The organism is Brucella sp. NBRC 14130 (genome assembly GCF_040371715.1).
GTDB lineage: Bacteria > Pseudomonadota > Alphaproteobacteria > Rhizobiales > Rhizobiaceae > Brucella > Brucella intermedia.
In genome coordinates this window covers 437022-452484 of record NZ_BAABTE010000006.1, presented here as the reverse complement: position 1 = coordinate 452484, position 15463 = coordinate 437022, and the positions used below count along the sequence as shown (strand labels likewise).

The following is a 15463-nucleotide window of genomic DNA, read 5'->3' as shown; positions in this document are numbered from 1 at the left end:
GATTGTACTGAACCTTGCTCGAAAGAGAAGACGGAATCCATGCCTGCGCCGACCGATGATAGCGCGATCTTCGATCGCGACCTCCTGCTCTCGTTTCGCCGCCGCGCCTTTGCGCGCGCCGAACCCGGCGCGGATTTCCTGTTGCAGCGCATCGCCGACGATCTCGCCGACCGCCTCGACGCTGTAGAGCGCCGTTTTCCCGTCGCCGTCGATCTCGCTGGCCATACCGGCGCGGCGGCGGCGGCCATTGCCCGGTCCGGCAAGGCCGACCTGATTGTCCGCATCGAACGCGACAGGGATTTTTTGCAAGGTCCATTCCCGGCTATTGTCGGTGATGAGGAAATCCTTCCGCTGAAATCCGCCAGCGCCGATCTTGTCGTCTCGCTGATGGCCCTGCACGCGACGAACGATACGCCGGGTGCCATGGTGCAGGTTGCCCGCGCCCTGAAACCGGATGGGCTTTTTCTGGCTGCTTTGAGTGGCAGCGGAACGCTTGGAGAACTCCGCGAAAGTCTTCTTCAGGCCGAAATCGAACTTACTGGCGGTGCTTCGCCGCGCATTTTTCCGTTCCCGGACGTACGCGATGTGGGCGGCCTTCTGCAACGCGCGGGCTTCGCCCTGCCCGTAACGGATGTCGACAACATCACCGTGCGCTATGATTCGCTGTTCAACCTCATGGCCGACCTGCGCGCCATGGGCATGCAGAACATCCTGCGCGACCGTTCCAGAAAGCCGGTATCGAAACGTCTGTTTCTGCGCGCCGCCGAAATCTATGCCGAACGGTTCTCCGACCCGGACGGGCGCATTCGCGCCACCTTCTCCGTCATCTGGCTGTCGGGCTGGGCGCCGCATGAATCGCAGCAGAAGCCATTGAAGCCGGGCTCCGCAAAAGCATCGCTGGCGGAAGCGCTCAAAAAGGCCGGAGAAAACTGATCAGCAATCGCCGCGGTGACTGCCATCGGCCTCGATGATGCAGACGGAATCGGGGCTTGGCTGAAGCACGCTCTTGCGCACCGTATAGGTCTGACCTGGTGCGTGGGCCTGGGCGCTGGCGTCACGCTTGATCGAACCGGTCATGGTGCGGTCGATCCCGGCAGGCAACACCGATTGAGCCGCGATCTTGTTTGCCTGATCGTTGAGGATCGGCACGATGATCAACGCCAGGGCGACAACGGCAGAGCCGAACAGCAGCACAACGCGCAGGATTCCACGACCAGCCTTGGTTAGCGGCTTGGCCGTATATTCGTTGTGATCGGCGCTAAAATAATTGTTGTCGAAACCCATGCTTCAAAACTCCGGGGCAGCTCGTAAACGAGAATGCCTCAACGGAGTGAATCATAGATTAACCGGCCAGCGGAATCGTAAGATATTGCCAACCTTTTTCCACAACTGGCGCAGGCAGTTGGCTTAAAGCAGATCGAGCAGGAAAGGGATCAGCGGTTCATCGGCCGGCGGCATCGGATAGTCGCGCATATCCTTCGGGCGAACCCATTTCAGCGCCTGCCCCTCGAGCCCCCGCGCAATGCCTTCATAACGGCGGCAGACATAGAGCGGCATGAGCAGGTGGAAGTCATCATAGGTGTGGCTGGCGAATGTCAACGGCGCAAGGCAGGCCACTTTCGTGGTGATGCCGATTTCTTCCTGCAATTCGCGGATCAACGTTTCTTCGGGCGTCTCGCCCGGCTCCACCTTGCCGCCGGGAAACTCCCACAGCCCGGCAAGCTGCTTGCCTTCCGGGCGTTGCGTCAGAAGAACCCGGCCATCCGAATCCACCAGCGCGCAAGCCGCCACCAGAAGAATGCGGCGTCCCTTCACCTCGGTCATTTCTCGTTGCTCTCCCGACAGGCATAGCGATAGGCTTCCTGAAAGCCGAAGCTTTCGTAAAGTGCAAGCCCGGCCACATTGTCCGCCTCGATTTGCAGCCATGCGGTCTTCGCGCCAAGCTTTGCTGCCCATTTGAGCGCCGAACCGACAATCGCATGCCCGTGGCCCTTGCGCCTTGCATCACGCAACGTTCCGACATCGAACAGGCCCGCCATCACGCCGTCCTGCACGCAAAGCAGGTTGGAGACGGCACGGCCACCTTCCTCCAGCACGAACATGCCCTTGTTCGGACGAACATTGTTGAGAAGCTCGGAGAAGCCGGGGCGCATGTCGTCCGGTCTTTCATGGATGGACAGCGAAGCGTCCACGAAACGGCCGACATCCTTCAGGGGTATCTGGTCAATCGCGCCCGACAGATCGAGTTCCTCGAGGTTGGCGGTCATCACGATGGTTTCGTCCCGGCGCTTCCAGCCGAGCCCCTCGAGATAATCCTCCAGCTCGCGCGGCGCGAGCGGGGAAAGCCGGAAGCAGGGAATGCGGCCATAGGCGCGGAAACGCTGCACGGCCAGTTCCACGCGTGTGGGAATGTCGCGCGTGTCGCCGGGGTCGAGCGGATTGATCGAGTTGAGACGCCGGGAAGGATGCGCTGCCGTCATGCGTATCGCCCATGTGCCGTCATAGTGGACAGACGTGGCCGGCCAGGCACGGAAGCCGACGGCTTCAAGCTGGCGTACGATGGCGAGGCTTGGGGTGCCGGGTTTTTCCATCAGTTCGATCAACTTCTGTAATCGCCGTTGATGGCGACATATTCCTTGGTGAGATCGCAGGTCCAGACGGTTGCCTTGCCCTTGCCCATCCCCAGATCGACGCGAATGCGAATATCCTCGCCCTGCATATAGGCGGACGTCGCGGCTTCCGAATAGGCCGGATCGCGCTCGCCCTGATGCGCAACGCGAATATCGCCGAACCAGATGGCGAGCCGGTCGCGGTCAGCCGGTTCGCCAGCCTTGCCGACGGCCATGACCACGCGGCCCCAATTGGCGTCTTCGCCGGCGACAGCCGTCTTGACCAGCGGCGAATTGGCGATGGAAAGTGCAATCTTCTTGGCGGAAGCTGCAGACTTTGCGCCTGTCACTTCCACTTCCACCATCTTGCGGGCGCCCTCACCGTCGCGCACGACCTGCAGCGCCAGCGACTTCAGAAGACGGCCAAGCGCCTTCTTGAATTCACCCAGCCGCTTGTCGGCGGGGTCGGTAATCTCCGGCGCACCGCGTTCCGCCGACGTGCCGGTGGCGAACAGCATCAAGGTGTCCGACGTGGATGTGTCGCTATCCACCGTCACCGCATTGAAGGTGGAGCCAACGCCCTTCGACAGAAGGCTTTGCAGCACATGCGCCTTGATCGGCGCATCGGTGACGACAAAGGAAAGCATCGTCGCCATATCCGGCGCGATCATGCCTGCGCCCTTGGCGATACCGTTGATCGTGACCGGCACCTGACCGAGCAGCACCGTTTCGGTGGCAACTTTCGGATAGGTATCGGTGGTCATGATCGCCTTGGCGGCTTCCGTCCAGAAATCCTCGACCGCGTCCCTGTTCATGTCGCCAAGCAGATGGGCGAACTTGCCGGCATCGAGCGGTTCGCCGATCACGCCGGTCGAGGCGAGAAAGACATCCGTCGTGGCACAGCCGACAGCCTTGGCGGCGGCTTCAGCGGTTGCTTCCGTCGCCGCGCGACCCTTGATACCGGTAAAGGCATTGGCGTTGCCGGAATTGACGACGACCGCACGGGCCTTTCCGTGCACGAGGTTGCGGCGGCAAAAATCGACAGGCGCCGACGGACAGAGCGAACGGGTGAATACGCCAGCGGCTTCCGCCGGTCGGTCGAAGACCATCAGCATCACATCCGTTCGACCCTTATACTTGATCCCGGCAGCCGCGGTGGCGATGCGCACGCCATGGACAACCGGCATTGTAGGATAGTGTTTTGGTGCGAGCGGAGAAACTGACGCGGACATATGTGCCTCAATGGGATGCGGTTTCGTAGAAGACCCGGAAATCGCAATGCCATCAAATGGCTACTACGTGTTTTCGGATTCAAAAGCCTGACGCGCGCATTGGAAAGGTTTGCGATCTAAAATCAAGCGGGAAACGCAAGATCGAAATAAAAAACGCCCCGGCAAGCCGGGGCGTCGACGTCTGAAGCGGGATTTTACTGCTGTGGAGCAGCTTCTTCCGGCGCGTCGTCCTTGTCCGCGCCTTCCTGAGCAGCGGCAGCGTCCTTCATGGCTTTCTCGACAGCCGGGTCCTTGTAGTCGATCTTCATGCCATCACGCAGCTTTTTGACGGTTTCGACATAACGCTCGCGCATGATGATCGAACGGATCTGGTCCTTGACCTGATCGAATGCCGGAGGCTGCTTGGTGCGGCGATCTTCGAGCTGGATGACGTGGAAGCCGAATTGGGACTGGACCGGCTCCTTGGTGTATTCCCCCGGCTTCAGCGCAAAGGCGGCCTTTTCAAATTCCGGCACCATCTGGCCTTCGGTGAAGTAACCGAGGTCGCCGCCATTGGAAGCCGTGCCGTCGGTCGAGCTTTCCTTGGCGAGGTCCTCGAACTTCGCGCCGCCTGCAAGCTTCTTGATGATGGCTTCGGCTTCTTCCTTGGTCTTCACGAGGATGTGACGCGCGCGCACTTCCACCTGCGGCGGCATGGCGGCGATTTCCTTGTCGTAGCGCGCACGCACATCGTCATCGCTGATCTTGTCGACCACGGCGTCCTTGAAATATTCGTTATGGAGAGCGCGCTCACGCAGGAATTCCATGCGATCCTTGAATTCCTTCGACTGATCGAGCTTTTCCTTTTCCGCTTCGCCAGCCATTGCCTTGATGTCGATCAGGGCAGCGAGCGCGGCCAGACGGCGCTGCTCGGCAGGGAGGCGCGAGAACTGCGGATCGAGATCGCCTGCAGCCTGGTCGACTTCACCGACAGTGATGTCCTTGCCGTTGACGGTCGCCAGAACCTTGGTCGGATCTTCCTTTTCCGCGGGAGCGGCAGCAGGCTTTTCCGTACCTTGGGCGGCATCCTGTGCGAATGCTGCGCCAGAGTAGCTTGCCAGCGCCACCGAGGCCGCCAGAGACATGCCGACGACAGCGAGAGCCTTACGATAAGGGGCTTTCAGAATGGCTTTCATATGGAATTCTCTCCTTCGTGACCGCTTACGGGCCCGATGAATGCGGCGGAATTTGGCCCGGACACCTCCAATATTACGACAAAGGAAAGGTTTTCCAGCCTTTAGAGCAACGTTGACATCGCCCGAAGCCCCTCTTATCTGTCCTTCGGCTTTACGTCCAGTAAGGGGCGGGGGAATTGCGCCGGAAATGCGCCGTATCTGGCAGCTTTCGCAGCGCAGTTTTCTTGCAATTGTTTCAATACGCGTGAATAAAGCATTCGACATTGCCGGAAGCGCTTCCGGCTGAACGGACAGGAAAGGACCAGTGATGGTCAGCTTTGGCGGCCTCGCCCGCAAGATATTCGGTTCATCCAACGACCGCCGCGTGAAAATCCTGCGCCAGCGGGCCAATCAAATTACTGCTATCGAGAAGAATTACGAAAATCTTACCGATGAGCAACTGCAGGCCAAGACCGCGGAATTTCGCGCGGCGCTGGCTGGTGGCAAAACGCTCGACTCCATTTTGCCCGACGCTTTTGCGACGGCGCGTGAGGCCGCGAAGCGTGTGCTCGGCATGCGCCCATTCGACGTGCAGCTGATCGGCGGCATGGTTCTGCACGAGCGCGGCATCGCTGAAATGCGTACGGGTGAAGGCAAGACCCTGATGGCAACGCTGCCGGTCTACCTCAACGCGCTTGAGGGCAAGGGCGTGCATGTGGTGACGGTCAACGACTACCTCGCCAGCCGCGACGCTGAAACCATGGGCAGGCTCTATAACTTCCTCGGCCTGACCGTCGGCGTCATCAAGCACGGTCTCGACGACGATGAGCGCCGCGCAGCCTATGCCTGCGACATCACCTATGGCACCAACAATGAGTTGGGCTTCGACTATCTGCGTGACAACATGAAGTATGAGCGCGCCCAGATGGTGCAGCGCCCGCACAATTACGCCATCGTCGATGAAGTGGACTCGATCCTCATCGACGAGGCGCGCACGCCGCTCATCATTTCCGGCCCGCTGGAAGACCGTTCGGATTTCTACAATCTCATCGACACTTTCATTCCAGCCCTTCAGCCGGAAGATTTTGAAATCGATGAGAAGCAGAAGACCGCCATCTTCACCGAAGTCGGTACAGAGAAGGTTGAACAGCTTCTGGAAGCGGCGGGCCACCTCAAGGGTGAAAGCCTCTACGACATCGAGAATGTCGCGGTCGTTCACCATCTGAACAATGCGCTCCGCGCCCACAAGCTGTTCCAGCGCGATAAGGACTACATCGTCCGCAATGACGAGATCGTCATCATCGACGAATTTACCGGCCGCATGATGCCGGGCCGCCGCTATTCGGAAGGTCTGCACCAGGCACTGGAAGCCAAGGAACACGTGACCATCCAGCCGGAAAACCAGACTCTGGCCTCGATCACGTTCCAGAACTACTTCCGCATGTACAACAAGCTGTCGGGCATGACCGGCACGGCTGCGACGGAAGCGGAAGAATTCGGCAATATTTACGGCCTCGAAGTACTCGAGATTCCGACCAATCTGCCGGTGCAGCGTATCGACGAAGACGATGAAGTCTATCGCACCGTCGAAGAAAAATACCGCGCCATCGTGCGCGATATCCGCGCCTCGCACGAAAAGGGACAACCGATCCTCGTCGGCACGACCTCGATCGAAAAGTCGGAACAGCTGGCAGAACGCCTTCGCAAGGAAGGCATCAAGGAATTCCAGGTCCTGAACGCCCGCTATCACGAGCAGGAAGCCTATATCATCGCGCAGGCCGGCGTGCCGGGAACGATCACCATCGCCACCAACATGGCCGGTCGCGGTACCGATATTCAGCTCGGTGGCAATCTGGAAATGCGCGTCCGTCAGGAACTCTCCGACGTGCCGGAAGGTCCGGAGCGCGAGGCGAAAATTGCTGCAATCAAGGCCGACATCGCGCAATTGAAGGAAAAAGCTCTGGCCGCGGGCGGGCTTTATGTTCTCGCTACCGAGCGCCACGAAAGCCGCCGCATCGACAACCAGCTGCGCGGCCGTTCGGGCCGTCAGGGCGATCCGGGCCGCTCAAAGTTCTTCCTGTCGCTGCAGGACGACCTGATGCGCATCTTCGGTTCCGACCGCATGGACAGCATGTTGCAGAAGCTCGGCCTCAAGGAAGACGAAGCCATCGTCCATCCCTGGATCAACAAGGCGCTTGAAAAGGCGCAGAAGAAGGTCGAAGCGCGCAACTTCGAAATCCGCAAGAACCTTCTGAAATACGATGACGTGATGAACGATCAGCGCAAGGTGATCTTTGAACAGCGTCTGGAAATGATGGATGAAGAAGACTTGACCGAGACCGTCGGCGAAATGCGCCATGAGGTCATCGAGGACATGGTCGCCCTGCGCATCCCCAAAGACGCTTATGCGGAAAAGTGGGATATTGCCGGTCTCAAGGAGGACATCATCTCCAAGCTCAATCTCGACCTGCCAGTGGAGGATTGGGCCAAGGAAGAAGGCATCGCGGAAGAAGAATTCGAGAACCGCATCAAGGAAGCCGCCGACAAGGCTGCTGCCGAAAAGGCCGAACGCTTCGGCCCGCAGATCATGACCTATGTCGAGAAGTCGGTCATCATGCAGTCGCTGGATAATCTCTGGCGTGAGCATCTGGTCAATCTCGACCATCTGCGTTCGGTTGTCGGTTTCCGCGGTTACGCCCAGCGCGATCCGCTGAACGAATACAAGACCGAAGCGTTCGAACTGTTCCAGTCGATGCTTGCCAATCTGCGCGAAGTAGTCATCTCCCAGCTTATGCGCGTCGAGATCGTTCGTGAAGCGCCGCCTGAGCCCGAATTGCCGCCGATGACCGGCCGTCATATCGACGGCACGACCGGCGAAAACGATTTCGACGAAGCGGCCTGGGCGGAACACCAGCATTACGACCGCAACGTGCCTGCCGCCGAACGCGATCCAGCCGATCCACGCACATGGGGCAAGGTCAGCCGGAACGAAGCCTGCCCTTGCGGCTCCGGCAAGAAATACAAGCACTGCCACGGCGCTTTCGAGTGATGTGAGCCAAGGCTTCCCGCCTTCTCCAATTCATGAACCCCGGCAAGCCAATTGCCGGGGTTTATTGTTTCAGCGGCAATGCATATCGCTGCGGTTGACGAGCAGTTCTATGCTTGTTTCATTTTAGATGATTCAAATATAGATACCGTTTAGAAAATACTCACCATTCCTTGAAGTCTTCCGACCTTCGGAAGATTAGACTTTTTCTTTTTCTCTTTATAAAGAACTCCTGTCTAAGGTTTCCCTGCGCGTCGCAGGCAGCAAAGCACAGGCGTGAAAAGCCGGCTTGTCCGGCGCATAACAAGCAGGCCCGAAGAGACCTGCAAAGACAGGGTTGGCAAATAGTGCGGTTTTCGGCAGCTGAAACGGCGAGCCGGTTCTTACCCGGCAGGATCGCGGCGAGGCTTCGTCCCGTGACGGAGCGGCTGGATGCCGTGCTCACGGATAGCGGACCGCAGGCCAGCGCACAGCGCTCTTCCCTCGTCGCCTTTTCGGTGCGCGTGGCAAGCGCCGGCATTGCTCTTGTGTCTCAGGTCATTCTGGCGCGCTGGATGGGCGAATTTGAATACGGCGTTTTCGTTCTCGTCTGGCTGGCCATGATCATCATGGGCGATCTGGCCTGTTTCGGACTGCATACGACCATCATCCGTTTCGTGCCGGAATATGTGCAGCGCCAGTCATTCGGCCTAGTACGGGGCATTATAGCCACCGGACGCGTTTTTGCTTTCACAGCCGCCACACTCATCGCGCTTATGGGGACGATCCTGCTGCTTTTGCTCAAGGACCATGTTGCGAGCTATTATCTCGTGCCATTCATCCTCGGTTTCATCTGTCTGCCGATGATTGCGCTCGGCAATATGCTGGACGGCATTGCGCGCTCGCGCACCTGGGTCATGATGGCGCTGACGCCAAGCTATATCGTCCGTCCGATCCTGATTCTCCTGTTCATGGTCATCGCGCACCAGGCTGGGCTGCCCTCCACCGCGACCACCGCCCTGGCTTTGTCGATCGCGGCGACCTGGATAACGACCATCGGCCAATTGCTGACGGTTGACCGTTCGTTGAAAAACGATATCCCCGCCGCAGCGAAGGAGCAGCATTTTGGCGAGTGGATCAAAGTCTCCCTGCCGATTTTTCTGGTGGAGGGTTTTTTCTTCCTCCTCATCAATGTCGATGTTCTGATGGTCGGCCATGCACTCGATCCCGAGCATGTGGCGATCTACTTTGCAGCAACGAAGATCATGGCGCTCGCCCATTTCGTTTATTTTGCCGTCAAGGCCAGCGTCGCACAGCGTTATTCCGACCTGCTTCACAGCGGCGACCGCGCCGCGTTTGCAAGCTTTGCCGAAGCATCCGTTCGCTGGACATTCTGGCCGACGCTGTTTCTCGGCATCATCATCCTGCTGATGGGCTATCCGCTTCTGCGGCTTTTCGGTTCCGCTTTTACCGCCGGCTATCCGCTTCTATTCATCCTCATCATCGGGGTGATCGCGCGCGCCAGCGTTGGCCCGGCGGAAAGCCTCCTCAATATGTCGGGGAAGCAGAATATCTGCGCGCTCCTCTATGCCGCGACACTTGCCGTCAATGTCATTCTCAATCTGGTGCTGATACCGCAGTTCGGCCTGACGGGCGCTGCCGTCTCGACCGCCGTCGCCATGCTGATGGAGGCCGCGCTTCTCTCGACCGCCGTGTCACGCACCCTGCACATAACCATGTTCATTCTCATTCCACGAGACCGTGCCAAGACCTCGGAGGGAACTTCGTAATGGCCGCGAAACCTTTGCTCGAAGAATCGGCAGGCGGAAATGCCGCCCACATCGTTTCGGAACTATCCGAGAGCGGTGTCGCGCACGAAGCCATCAAGAAGATTGAGGAGAGCCTGCACAGCCGCGACATACCGCGCAAGCTCGCGATCTATGGAGCGGCCGCAGGCTTTGAACTGCGCGATGAGCTCGATCACCTGAGCAACCGCACGGTCGAACCGAACGTCTTCTTCAATGCGCGGTTTCTGGCGCCTGCCATGCCGCGCCTCGAAGATCGGGAAGTGCGCTTCATGGTCATGCGCGACGAGAACGAAATCCGTAGCCGCCTGCGCTTCGTCATGCCCTACACGATCGAGCGTCCCGGACTGCCGCTTTCAACGCCCGTCATCCGTGCCTGGTCGACGCCGTTCGGGCCGCAGGGCACGCCGCTGATCGATCAGGACGACCCGGTCGGCGTGCTGGAGGACCTGTTCGACATTCTGGCACGCACGCACCTCAAGATGCCCGACGTGCTTGTCCTGCCGGAAATGCGGGCCGACGGCCCGGCGGCAAGGCTGATCCGCTCTGTCGCGGTAGGCCGGCAATTGCCGCTGGTGGCCATTGAGCAGAAAGAGCGTCCATTTCTTGAAAGCGATCTGGATGGCGACGCCTATATCAGGCAGGCCATCGGCGCGCACCATCGGCGAGATTATAATCGCTTGTGGCGCAGGCTGGCGGAAAAGGGTGAACTTGCCTATCGCGTCGCCCGCGCGCCTGACGAAGTCCGCCATGCGTTCGAACATTTCCTGACCCTTGAGGCGAGCGGCTGGAAGGGCAAGCGTGGCACCGCCATGGCCGTCGACCGGTTTCGTGCCGCCTTCGCCCGCGAGGCGGTGAACAATCTGGCCGAGCGTGACTGTGTGCGTGTGCATACGCTTGAACTGGACGGGCGGGTCATCGCCATTCTGATCGTCTTCACGGTTTCAGGGGAAGCCTGGACCTGGAAGACGGCCTATGACGAGAGCCTGAACGCCTGGTCACCCGGCGTGCTTCTGATGATCGAAGTCGTGAAGAACCATCTCAACGACCCCAACATCAACCGCACCGATTCCTGCGCGGTGCCTGACCATCCGGTCATGACGCGGCTTTTCGATGCGCGTGAGACGATCGAAACTCTGGTCATCGGGCTCAATCCGGCAACCGACAAGCTGGTCCGCCAGGCCGCATCGCAGATCCACCTCTATCAGCGGACCCGCAATCTGGCCCGTATCCTGCGCAATCGCATCCGCAGCATCACCGAAAGAAAATAGGGCCAGATTGAAGCAACCTTAAAAAAGCCCAGAAATCACTGTCCTGAATCTCCGATCCCCGAATTTACCGGGCAATAGATGTTGCGATTGCAGTTTTGCGGAAGCCCTGCGAAGCTCCTCATTATGGTTCATCGGCCGGTAGCGGCCAAGTCGGATTTGAAGGTTCAGGAATGCGATTTCCACGCCCGTCCATTGCCAGCGGTACGCTTTGCGTCCTGACCGCGATCTATCTCCTGGCCTTCACCAACACTTCTTTCTGGCACCGGTTGATCACCTATTTTTCCGATCATCCGCAAAAGCTGGTTGTCGCGGCGGTGGCCATCCTCCTCATCCATATCGCAGTGCTGATGGCTTTCTCCGCAAAATATGTCATCAAGCCCGTTCTCCTTTTCGCTGTATGGGTCGCCGCCGGCGGGTCGTATTTTACGGATACTTTCGGCACGATTATCGACCGGAACGTGGTCGAGGCAACGTTTACAACGACAAAAGCCGAGTCGGGCCATCTGGTAACGGCTGGCTTCCTGCTGCATATGCTGCTTTACGCCGTCATTCCCTCGCTTCTCATCATCTGGGTCCGCGTGAAACACCGGCCATTGCTGCAAAAGCTTATGGTCAATACCGTTTCGATCATCGCCTGCCTTGCGGTCGCAATCGCGCTGATCGGTTCCGACTATGGCAGCTTTTCCTCGATGTATCGCGAACATCGCTCCGACATCATGGAACGATTGATGCCCGGAACACCGATCAAGAGCACGGTGCAATATATCGCCCATGACCTGTACGACAGGCAGATCGTGATGCAGCCGCTGGGTCTTGACGCCACACAATCGCTGCCGCCAGCAGCCGGCAAGAAGCTCCTGACGGTCATCGTTGTGGGTGAAACAGCCCGCGCCAAGAATTTCAGCCTTTACGGCTATCCGCGGGAAACCAATCCCGAGCTCAAGCAGCAGGATATTGTCACCTTCACGAATACGACGAGCTGCGGCACCGACACTTCCGTTTCCGTGCCATGCATGTTCTCACCCTTTCCGCGGCAGGAATATTCGAGCTCAAAGTTCCATGGCTCGGAAAATCTGATGGATTTGCTCAATCATGCCGGCGTGCAGGTTTCGTGGTACGAAAACAACACGGGAAGCAAGGGCGTTTCAGACCGCATACCGACGGTCGACCTGCAGAATTCGAACAATGCGCAATATTGCGAAGGCGGCGAATGTCTCGACCAGATTCTGGTCGACCAACTGCGCGATCACCTGAAGGACGTCAGCGGCAATGCCACGATTGTTCTCCATATGACCGGCAGTCACGGACCATCCTACTATCGCCGCTATCCGCCGGAATTCGCCAAGTTCAAACCGGAATGCCGCACAAGCGAATTTTCCGATTGCACCACAGACGAGATCGTCAATGCCTACGACAATTCGATCTTCTATACCGATCACATATTGTCGGAAATCATCAATGTCCTGAAAGCCAGCGAAGACCGTTTTGCTCCAGCCATGATCTATATGTCCGATCATGGCGAATCACTGGGCGAAGACGGCCTTTATCTGCACGCAGCGCCCTATTTCATCGCTCCTGACGTCCAGACCCATATCCCGTTTGTCGCGTGGTTCTCACCAGACTATGCGAATGCCACCAAACTCGATACGGCCTGTGTAAAACAGGATGCGGCCGCACCCGCCTCGCATGACAATCTGTTCCACACGGTCATCGGCATGATGGGCGTGAAGACCTCGGCCTACGATCCGGCGCTCGACCGCTTTGCCAGTTGCCGGAAAGCCAATGTCGCGGCTTCGAACTAGAATGCCCGAGATCGCACGAACACTGTCAATTATGCCAGCCAGACCAATGAGTTGAGCCATACGGCAAAGCGTGATACACTTCGTTTTGGGAGAGCGCATGGACAGGCGGAAGAGGAGGTCCGCACCGGTGCAATCCGGCACTTTGAACAAGTGCTTGAAGCCCGGATAATTATAAGCTTCCGTCTTGCTCAAACGCTATCGCGCCCTCCCGGGGAAGGAGATGCGCCATGGAATATTTTCACTATATCAGCACGCTGGATTACGTCCTGCTGGGCTTCATCGCCCTGCTGGTCTTCTGGAATCTGGTCGAAGCGAGCCTGCGCAGATAAACAGGCCGGCTGTCTCGCAGCCGCGCCGAACCCATAAGGCCTGTTACGTATAACGCCGCGGGAACGAAGTTTTGAGCGAGCGCGGCCGTGCTGACAGGCGGCCGGAAGGGTGATGTGTCGCCACTTCCATGCCTTGATAGCCATTGGCCTCAAGAGCGGTGAAAGCTGCACTTTTGAGCAATTGACCTTGTTTCGTTTAGCCGGTATATCCCAACTCGCTGTCCCTTTGGACCATATCAAACTGCTTCGGCAGCAACGTGCGGGTGTGGTGGAACTGGTAGACGCGCCGGACTCAAAATCCGGTTCCGAAAGGAGTGTCGGTTCGATTCCGACCACCCGCACCATCTTACAAACTAATATCCGAAACCGGTTTCCATAGCGAGCCTGAGCGCACAGCAGTGGGGATCGAGAAGATTGTCAGAGGACGCTCTGGCAACTTTAGTTTGCTTATTCTCTCCATATCGACAACGATGGTGCCGTTTAACACTTCTGGGATACTCGCGCAGGAGGAACCGCCACCATGGATGACACCCACCCCTTTCAGGGACCACAGTTGCAGAATGCGCATTATGAACGTGCGGATATGTCGGGCTCGAATTTCGATGGCGTGGATTTGTCCGGCTCAAAGTTTTTTGCCGTTTTGACCAAGTCAAAGTTCATCGATACCAATTTGAGCGACGCTGATTTCGACGATGTCAATCTGGCAGGGGCGCGCCTTCATAATATCAATCTGACCGGTGCAACAATTATGAATGCCAACATGAGCGGCTTGGCTATGAGCGGCGTGACTTTGGCACATACGAATATAACCGATGCAGACGTGACCGGTATGCGGATAAACGGCGTTGTCGTCTCCTCTCTGTTCGAAGCGTACGAAAACGCGCGTTCCTTGGACTAACTGCCGAGGAAAGCAGCAACAAACCGGTCGCTGCTTTCCGTCGCATCATGAATCACGCCGCTTCGAGCGCTTGGGCGAGGTCGGCGATAAGATCGTCGGGATGCTCGATGCCGATGGAAAGCCGGATCGTCGATTCCAGCACGCCGATGCGCTCCCGCACATCAATCGGCACGCCGGAATGGGTCATCGCCGCAGGATGGCTCGCAAGCGATTCCGTGCCGCCGAGACTGACTGCCAGCTTCAATATCTGTAGCGCATTCAGGAAGCGGAATGCCGCCGCCTGCCCGCCCTTTATATCGAACGAGAACGTCGACCCGGCACCCGTACATTGACGCTTGAACAGTGCTCCAACATCCGAATTCTCATCCTCGAATGGAAGATAGTGTAGCTTCTCCACCTTCGGATGATCGCGCAGAAATTCCGCGATCGCATGGGCGTTGCTGTTGGCGCGCTCCATGCGAAGTCCAAGCGTTTCAAGCGAGCGCCCCAGCATCCAGCATGAATGCGGATCAAGCTGCGTACCGATGGCGCCGCGCAGAGCCTTTACCTGTCTTACAACAGTCTTGGCCCCCAGCACCGCGCCGGCGATCAGATCGGAGTGTCCGCCGACATATTTGGTCAACGAATAGACCGAAAGATCGGCGCCGTGATCGAGCGGCTTCTGATAGACGGGCCCGAGCAGGGTGTTGTCGCAGGCGATGATCGGGCGATGCCCCTGCCTTTGTTCGATTTTTTCCGCAACGCGCCGGATGGCGGCAATATCGACAATACTGTTGGTAGGGTTTGCTGGCGTTTCAATGAGGATCACCGAAACACGGCCCTTGCTAACGGCTTCTTCGGCTGCCTCTTCTATCGAGGCCTCATGCACACCATCGGCAAAAGCGACGGCTTCGACGCCGAAATTGAGAAACGTCCTGGCAAGGAGCGTTTCCGTGCCACCGTAAAGCGGTTGCGAATGCAAAATGACATCGCCGGGCCGCACGAAGGCAAAAAGCGTCGTGGCAATTGCCGACATGCCGGATGAAAACAGCGCGCAGCTTTCGGTGCCTTCATAGACCGCGAGGCGATCTTCAACGATCTCACTATTGGGATGATTGAAACGGGAATAGACGAGACCGGCGCCGACACCGGCAGGCGGCTCCTTGCGGCCGGAAACGAAATCGAAGAAATCGCGCCCGTCCTCGGCGGTCTTGAAGACGAAAGTCGAGGTCAGGAATACCGGCGGCTTCACCGCTCCCTCGGAGAGTTCCGGATCATAGCCATAATTGAGCATCTGCGTTTCAGGATGCAGCGGATGATTGCCCAACATGGTCTTTGAAGGCCGTGGCGCAGTCATGA

Annotated in this window: 12 protein-coding genes and 1 tRNA gene; 7 read left to right on the top strand and 6 right to left on the bottom strand. The window is 58.1% G+C overall.

Translation table 11 applies throughout. The features are described 5' to 3' along the window. The first annotated feature begins 39 nt into the window (after positions 1-39). Positions 40-933 (top strand): methyltransferase domain-containing protein, encoded by an 894-nt coding sequence (locus tag ABWW28_RS15770; protein WP_021586575.1) that lies wholly within the window; start codon positions 40-42, stop codon positions 931-933. On the opposite strand, the gene ABWW28_RS15765 is transcribed toward ABWW28_RS15770, so the two are convergent. The 5 genes from ABWW28_RS15765 to ABWW28_RS15745 form a co-directional block, all read right to left on the bottom strand. Further along, positions 934-1284: a hypothetical protein gene (locus tag ABWW28_RS15765; protein WP_021586576.1), complete on the bottom strand. Its 351-nt coding sequence runs from the start codon at positions 1282-1284 to the stop codon at positions 934-936. It lies immediately after the preceding gene. Positions 1285-1407: 123 nt separating this feature from the next. After that, positions 1408-1824: an 8-oxo-dGTP diphosphatase MutT gene (mutT, locus tag ABWW28_RS15760; RefSeq protein ID WP_006467893.1), complete on the bottom strand. Its 417-nt coding sequence runs from the start codon at positions 1822-1824 to the stop codon at positions 1408-1410. Further along, entirely contained in the window at positions 1821-2591 is a 771-nt protein-coding gene (locus ABWW28_RS15755; protein ID WP_176588039.1) for a GNAT family N-acetyltransferase, read from the bottom strand. Before ABWW28_RS15755 ends, mutT begins: the two co-directional genes overlap by 4 nt. An 8-nt stretch (positions 2592-2599) precedes the next feature. Further along, positions 2600-3841, bottom strand: coding sequence for a bifunctional glutamate N-acetyltransferase/amino-acid acetyltransferase ArgJ (gene argJ / locus ABWW28_RS15750; protein ID WP_031346635.1), 1242 nt, complete (start codon positions 3839-3841; stop codon positions 2600-2602). A 194-nt stretch (positions 3842-4035) separates the two neighbouring features. Further along, positions 4036-5016 carry a peptidylprolyl isomerase gene (locus tag ABWW28_RS15745; protein WP_021586579.1) on the bottom strand — a complete coding sequence of 327 codons (981 nt, stop codon included), beginning with the start codon at positions 5014-5016 and terminating at the stop codon, positions 4036-4038. Positions 5017-5323: 307 nt separating this feature from the next. Between ABWW28_RS15745 and secA the strand changes: the two genes are divergently transcribed. The 6 genes from secA (at position 5324) to ABWW28_RS15715 (ending at position 14125) form a co-directional block, all read left to right on the top strand. Next, positions 5324-8044: a preprotein translocase subunit SecA gene (secA, locus tag ABWW28_RS15740; protein ID WP_176588164.1), complete on the top strand. Its 2721-nt coding sequence runs from the start codon at positions 5324-5326 to the stop codon at positions 8042-8044. A gap of 344 nt (positions 8045-8388) precedes the next feature. Continuing rightward, complete coding sequence (locus ABWW28_RS15735; RefSeq protein ID WP_036592808.1) at positions 8389-9810, top strand: lipopolysaccharide biosynthesis protein; 1422 nt, start codon at positions 8389-8391, stop codon at positions 9808-9810. Beyond that, positions 9810-11096: a type IV secretion system effector crotonyl transferase BspF gene (gene bspF, locus ABWW28_RS15730; RefSeq protein WP_021586583.1), complete on the top strand. Its 1287-nt coding sequence runs from the start codon at positions 9810-9812 to the stop codon at positions 11094-11096. The genes ABWW28_RS15735 and bspF overlap by 1 nt, the downstream gene beginning before the upstream one ends. Positions 11097-11266: 170 nt before the next feature. Then, the gene (locus tag ABWW28_RS15725) at positions 11267-12898 is read left to right on the top strand and encodes a phosphoethanolamine transferase (protein ID WP_021586584.1); all 1632 of its coding nucleotides are present in this window, start codon (positions 11267-11269) and stop codon (positions 12896-12898) included. 588 nt (positions 12899-13486) lie between these two features. Further along, positions 13487-13571 (top strand) — tRNA-Leu (locus ABWW28_RS15720). 176 nt (positions 13572-13747) lie between these two features. Next, positions 13748-14125 (top strand): pentapeptide repeat-containing protein, encoded by a 378-nt coding sequence (locus ABWW28_RS15715; protein ID WP_176588050.1) that lies wholly within the window; start codon positions 13748-13750, stop codon positions 14123-14125. A 52-nt stretch (positions 14126-14177) separates the two neighbouring features. Here the strand turns inward: ABWW28_RS15715 and ABWW28_RS15710 are convergent, their stop codons facing one another. Further along, a complete protein-coding gene (locus ABWW28_RS15710) occupies positions 14178-15461 on the bottom strand; it encodes a cystathionine gamma-synthase family protein (protein WP_021586602.1) in 1284 nt (427 codons plus the stop codon). Positions 15462-15463: the final 2 nt, after the last annotated feature.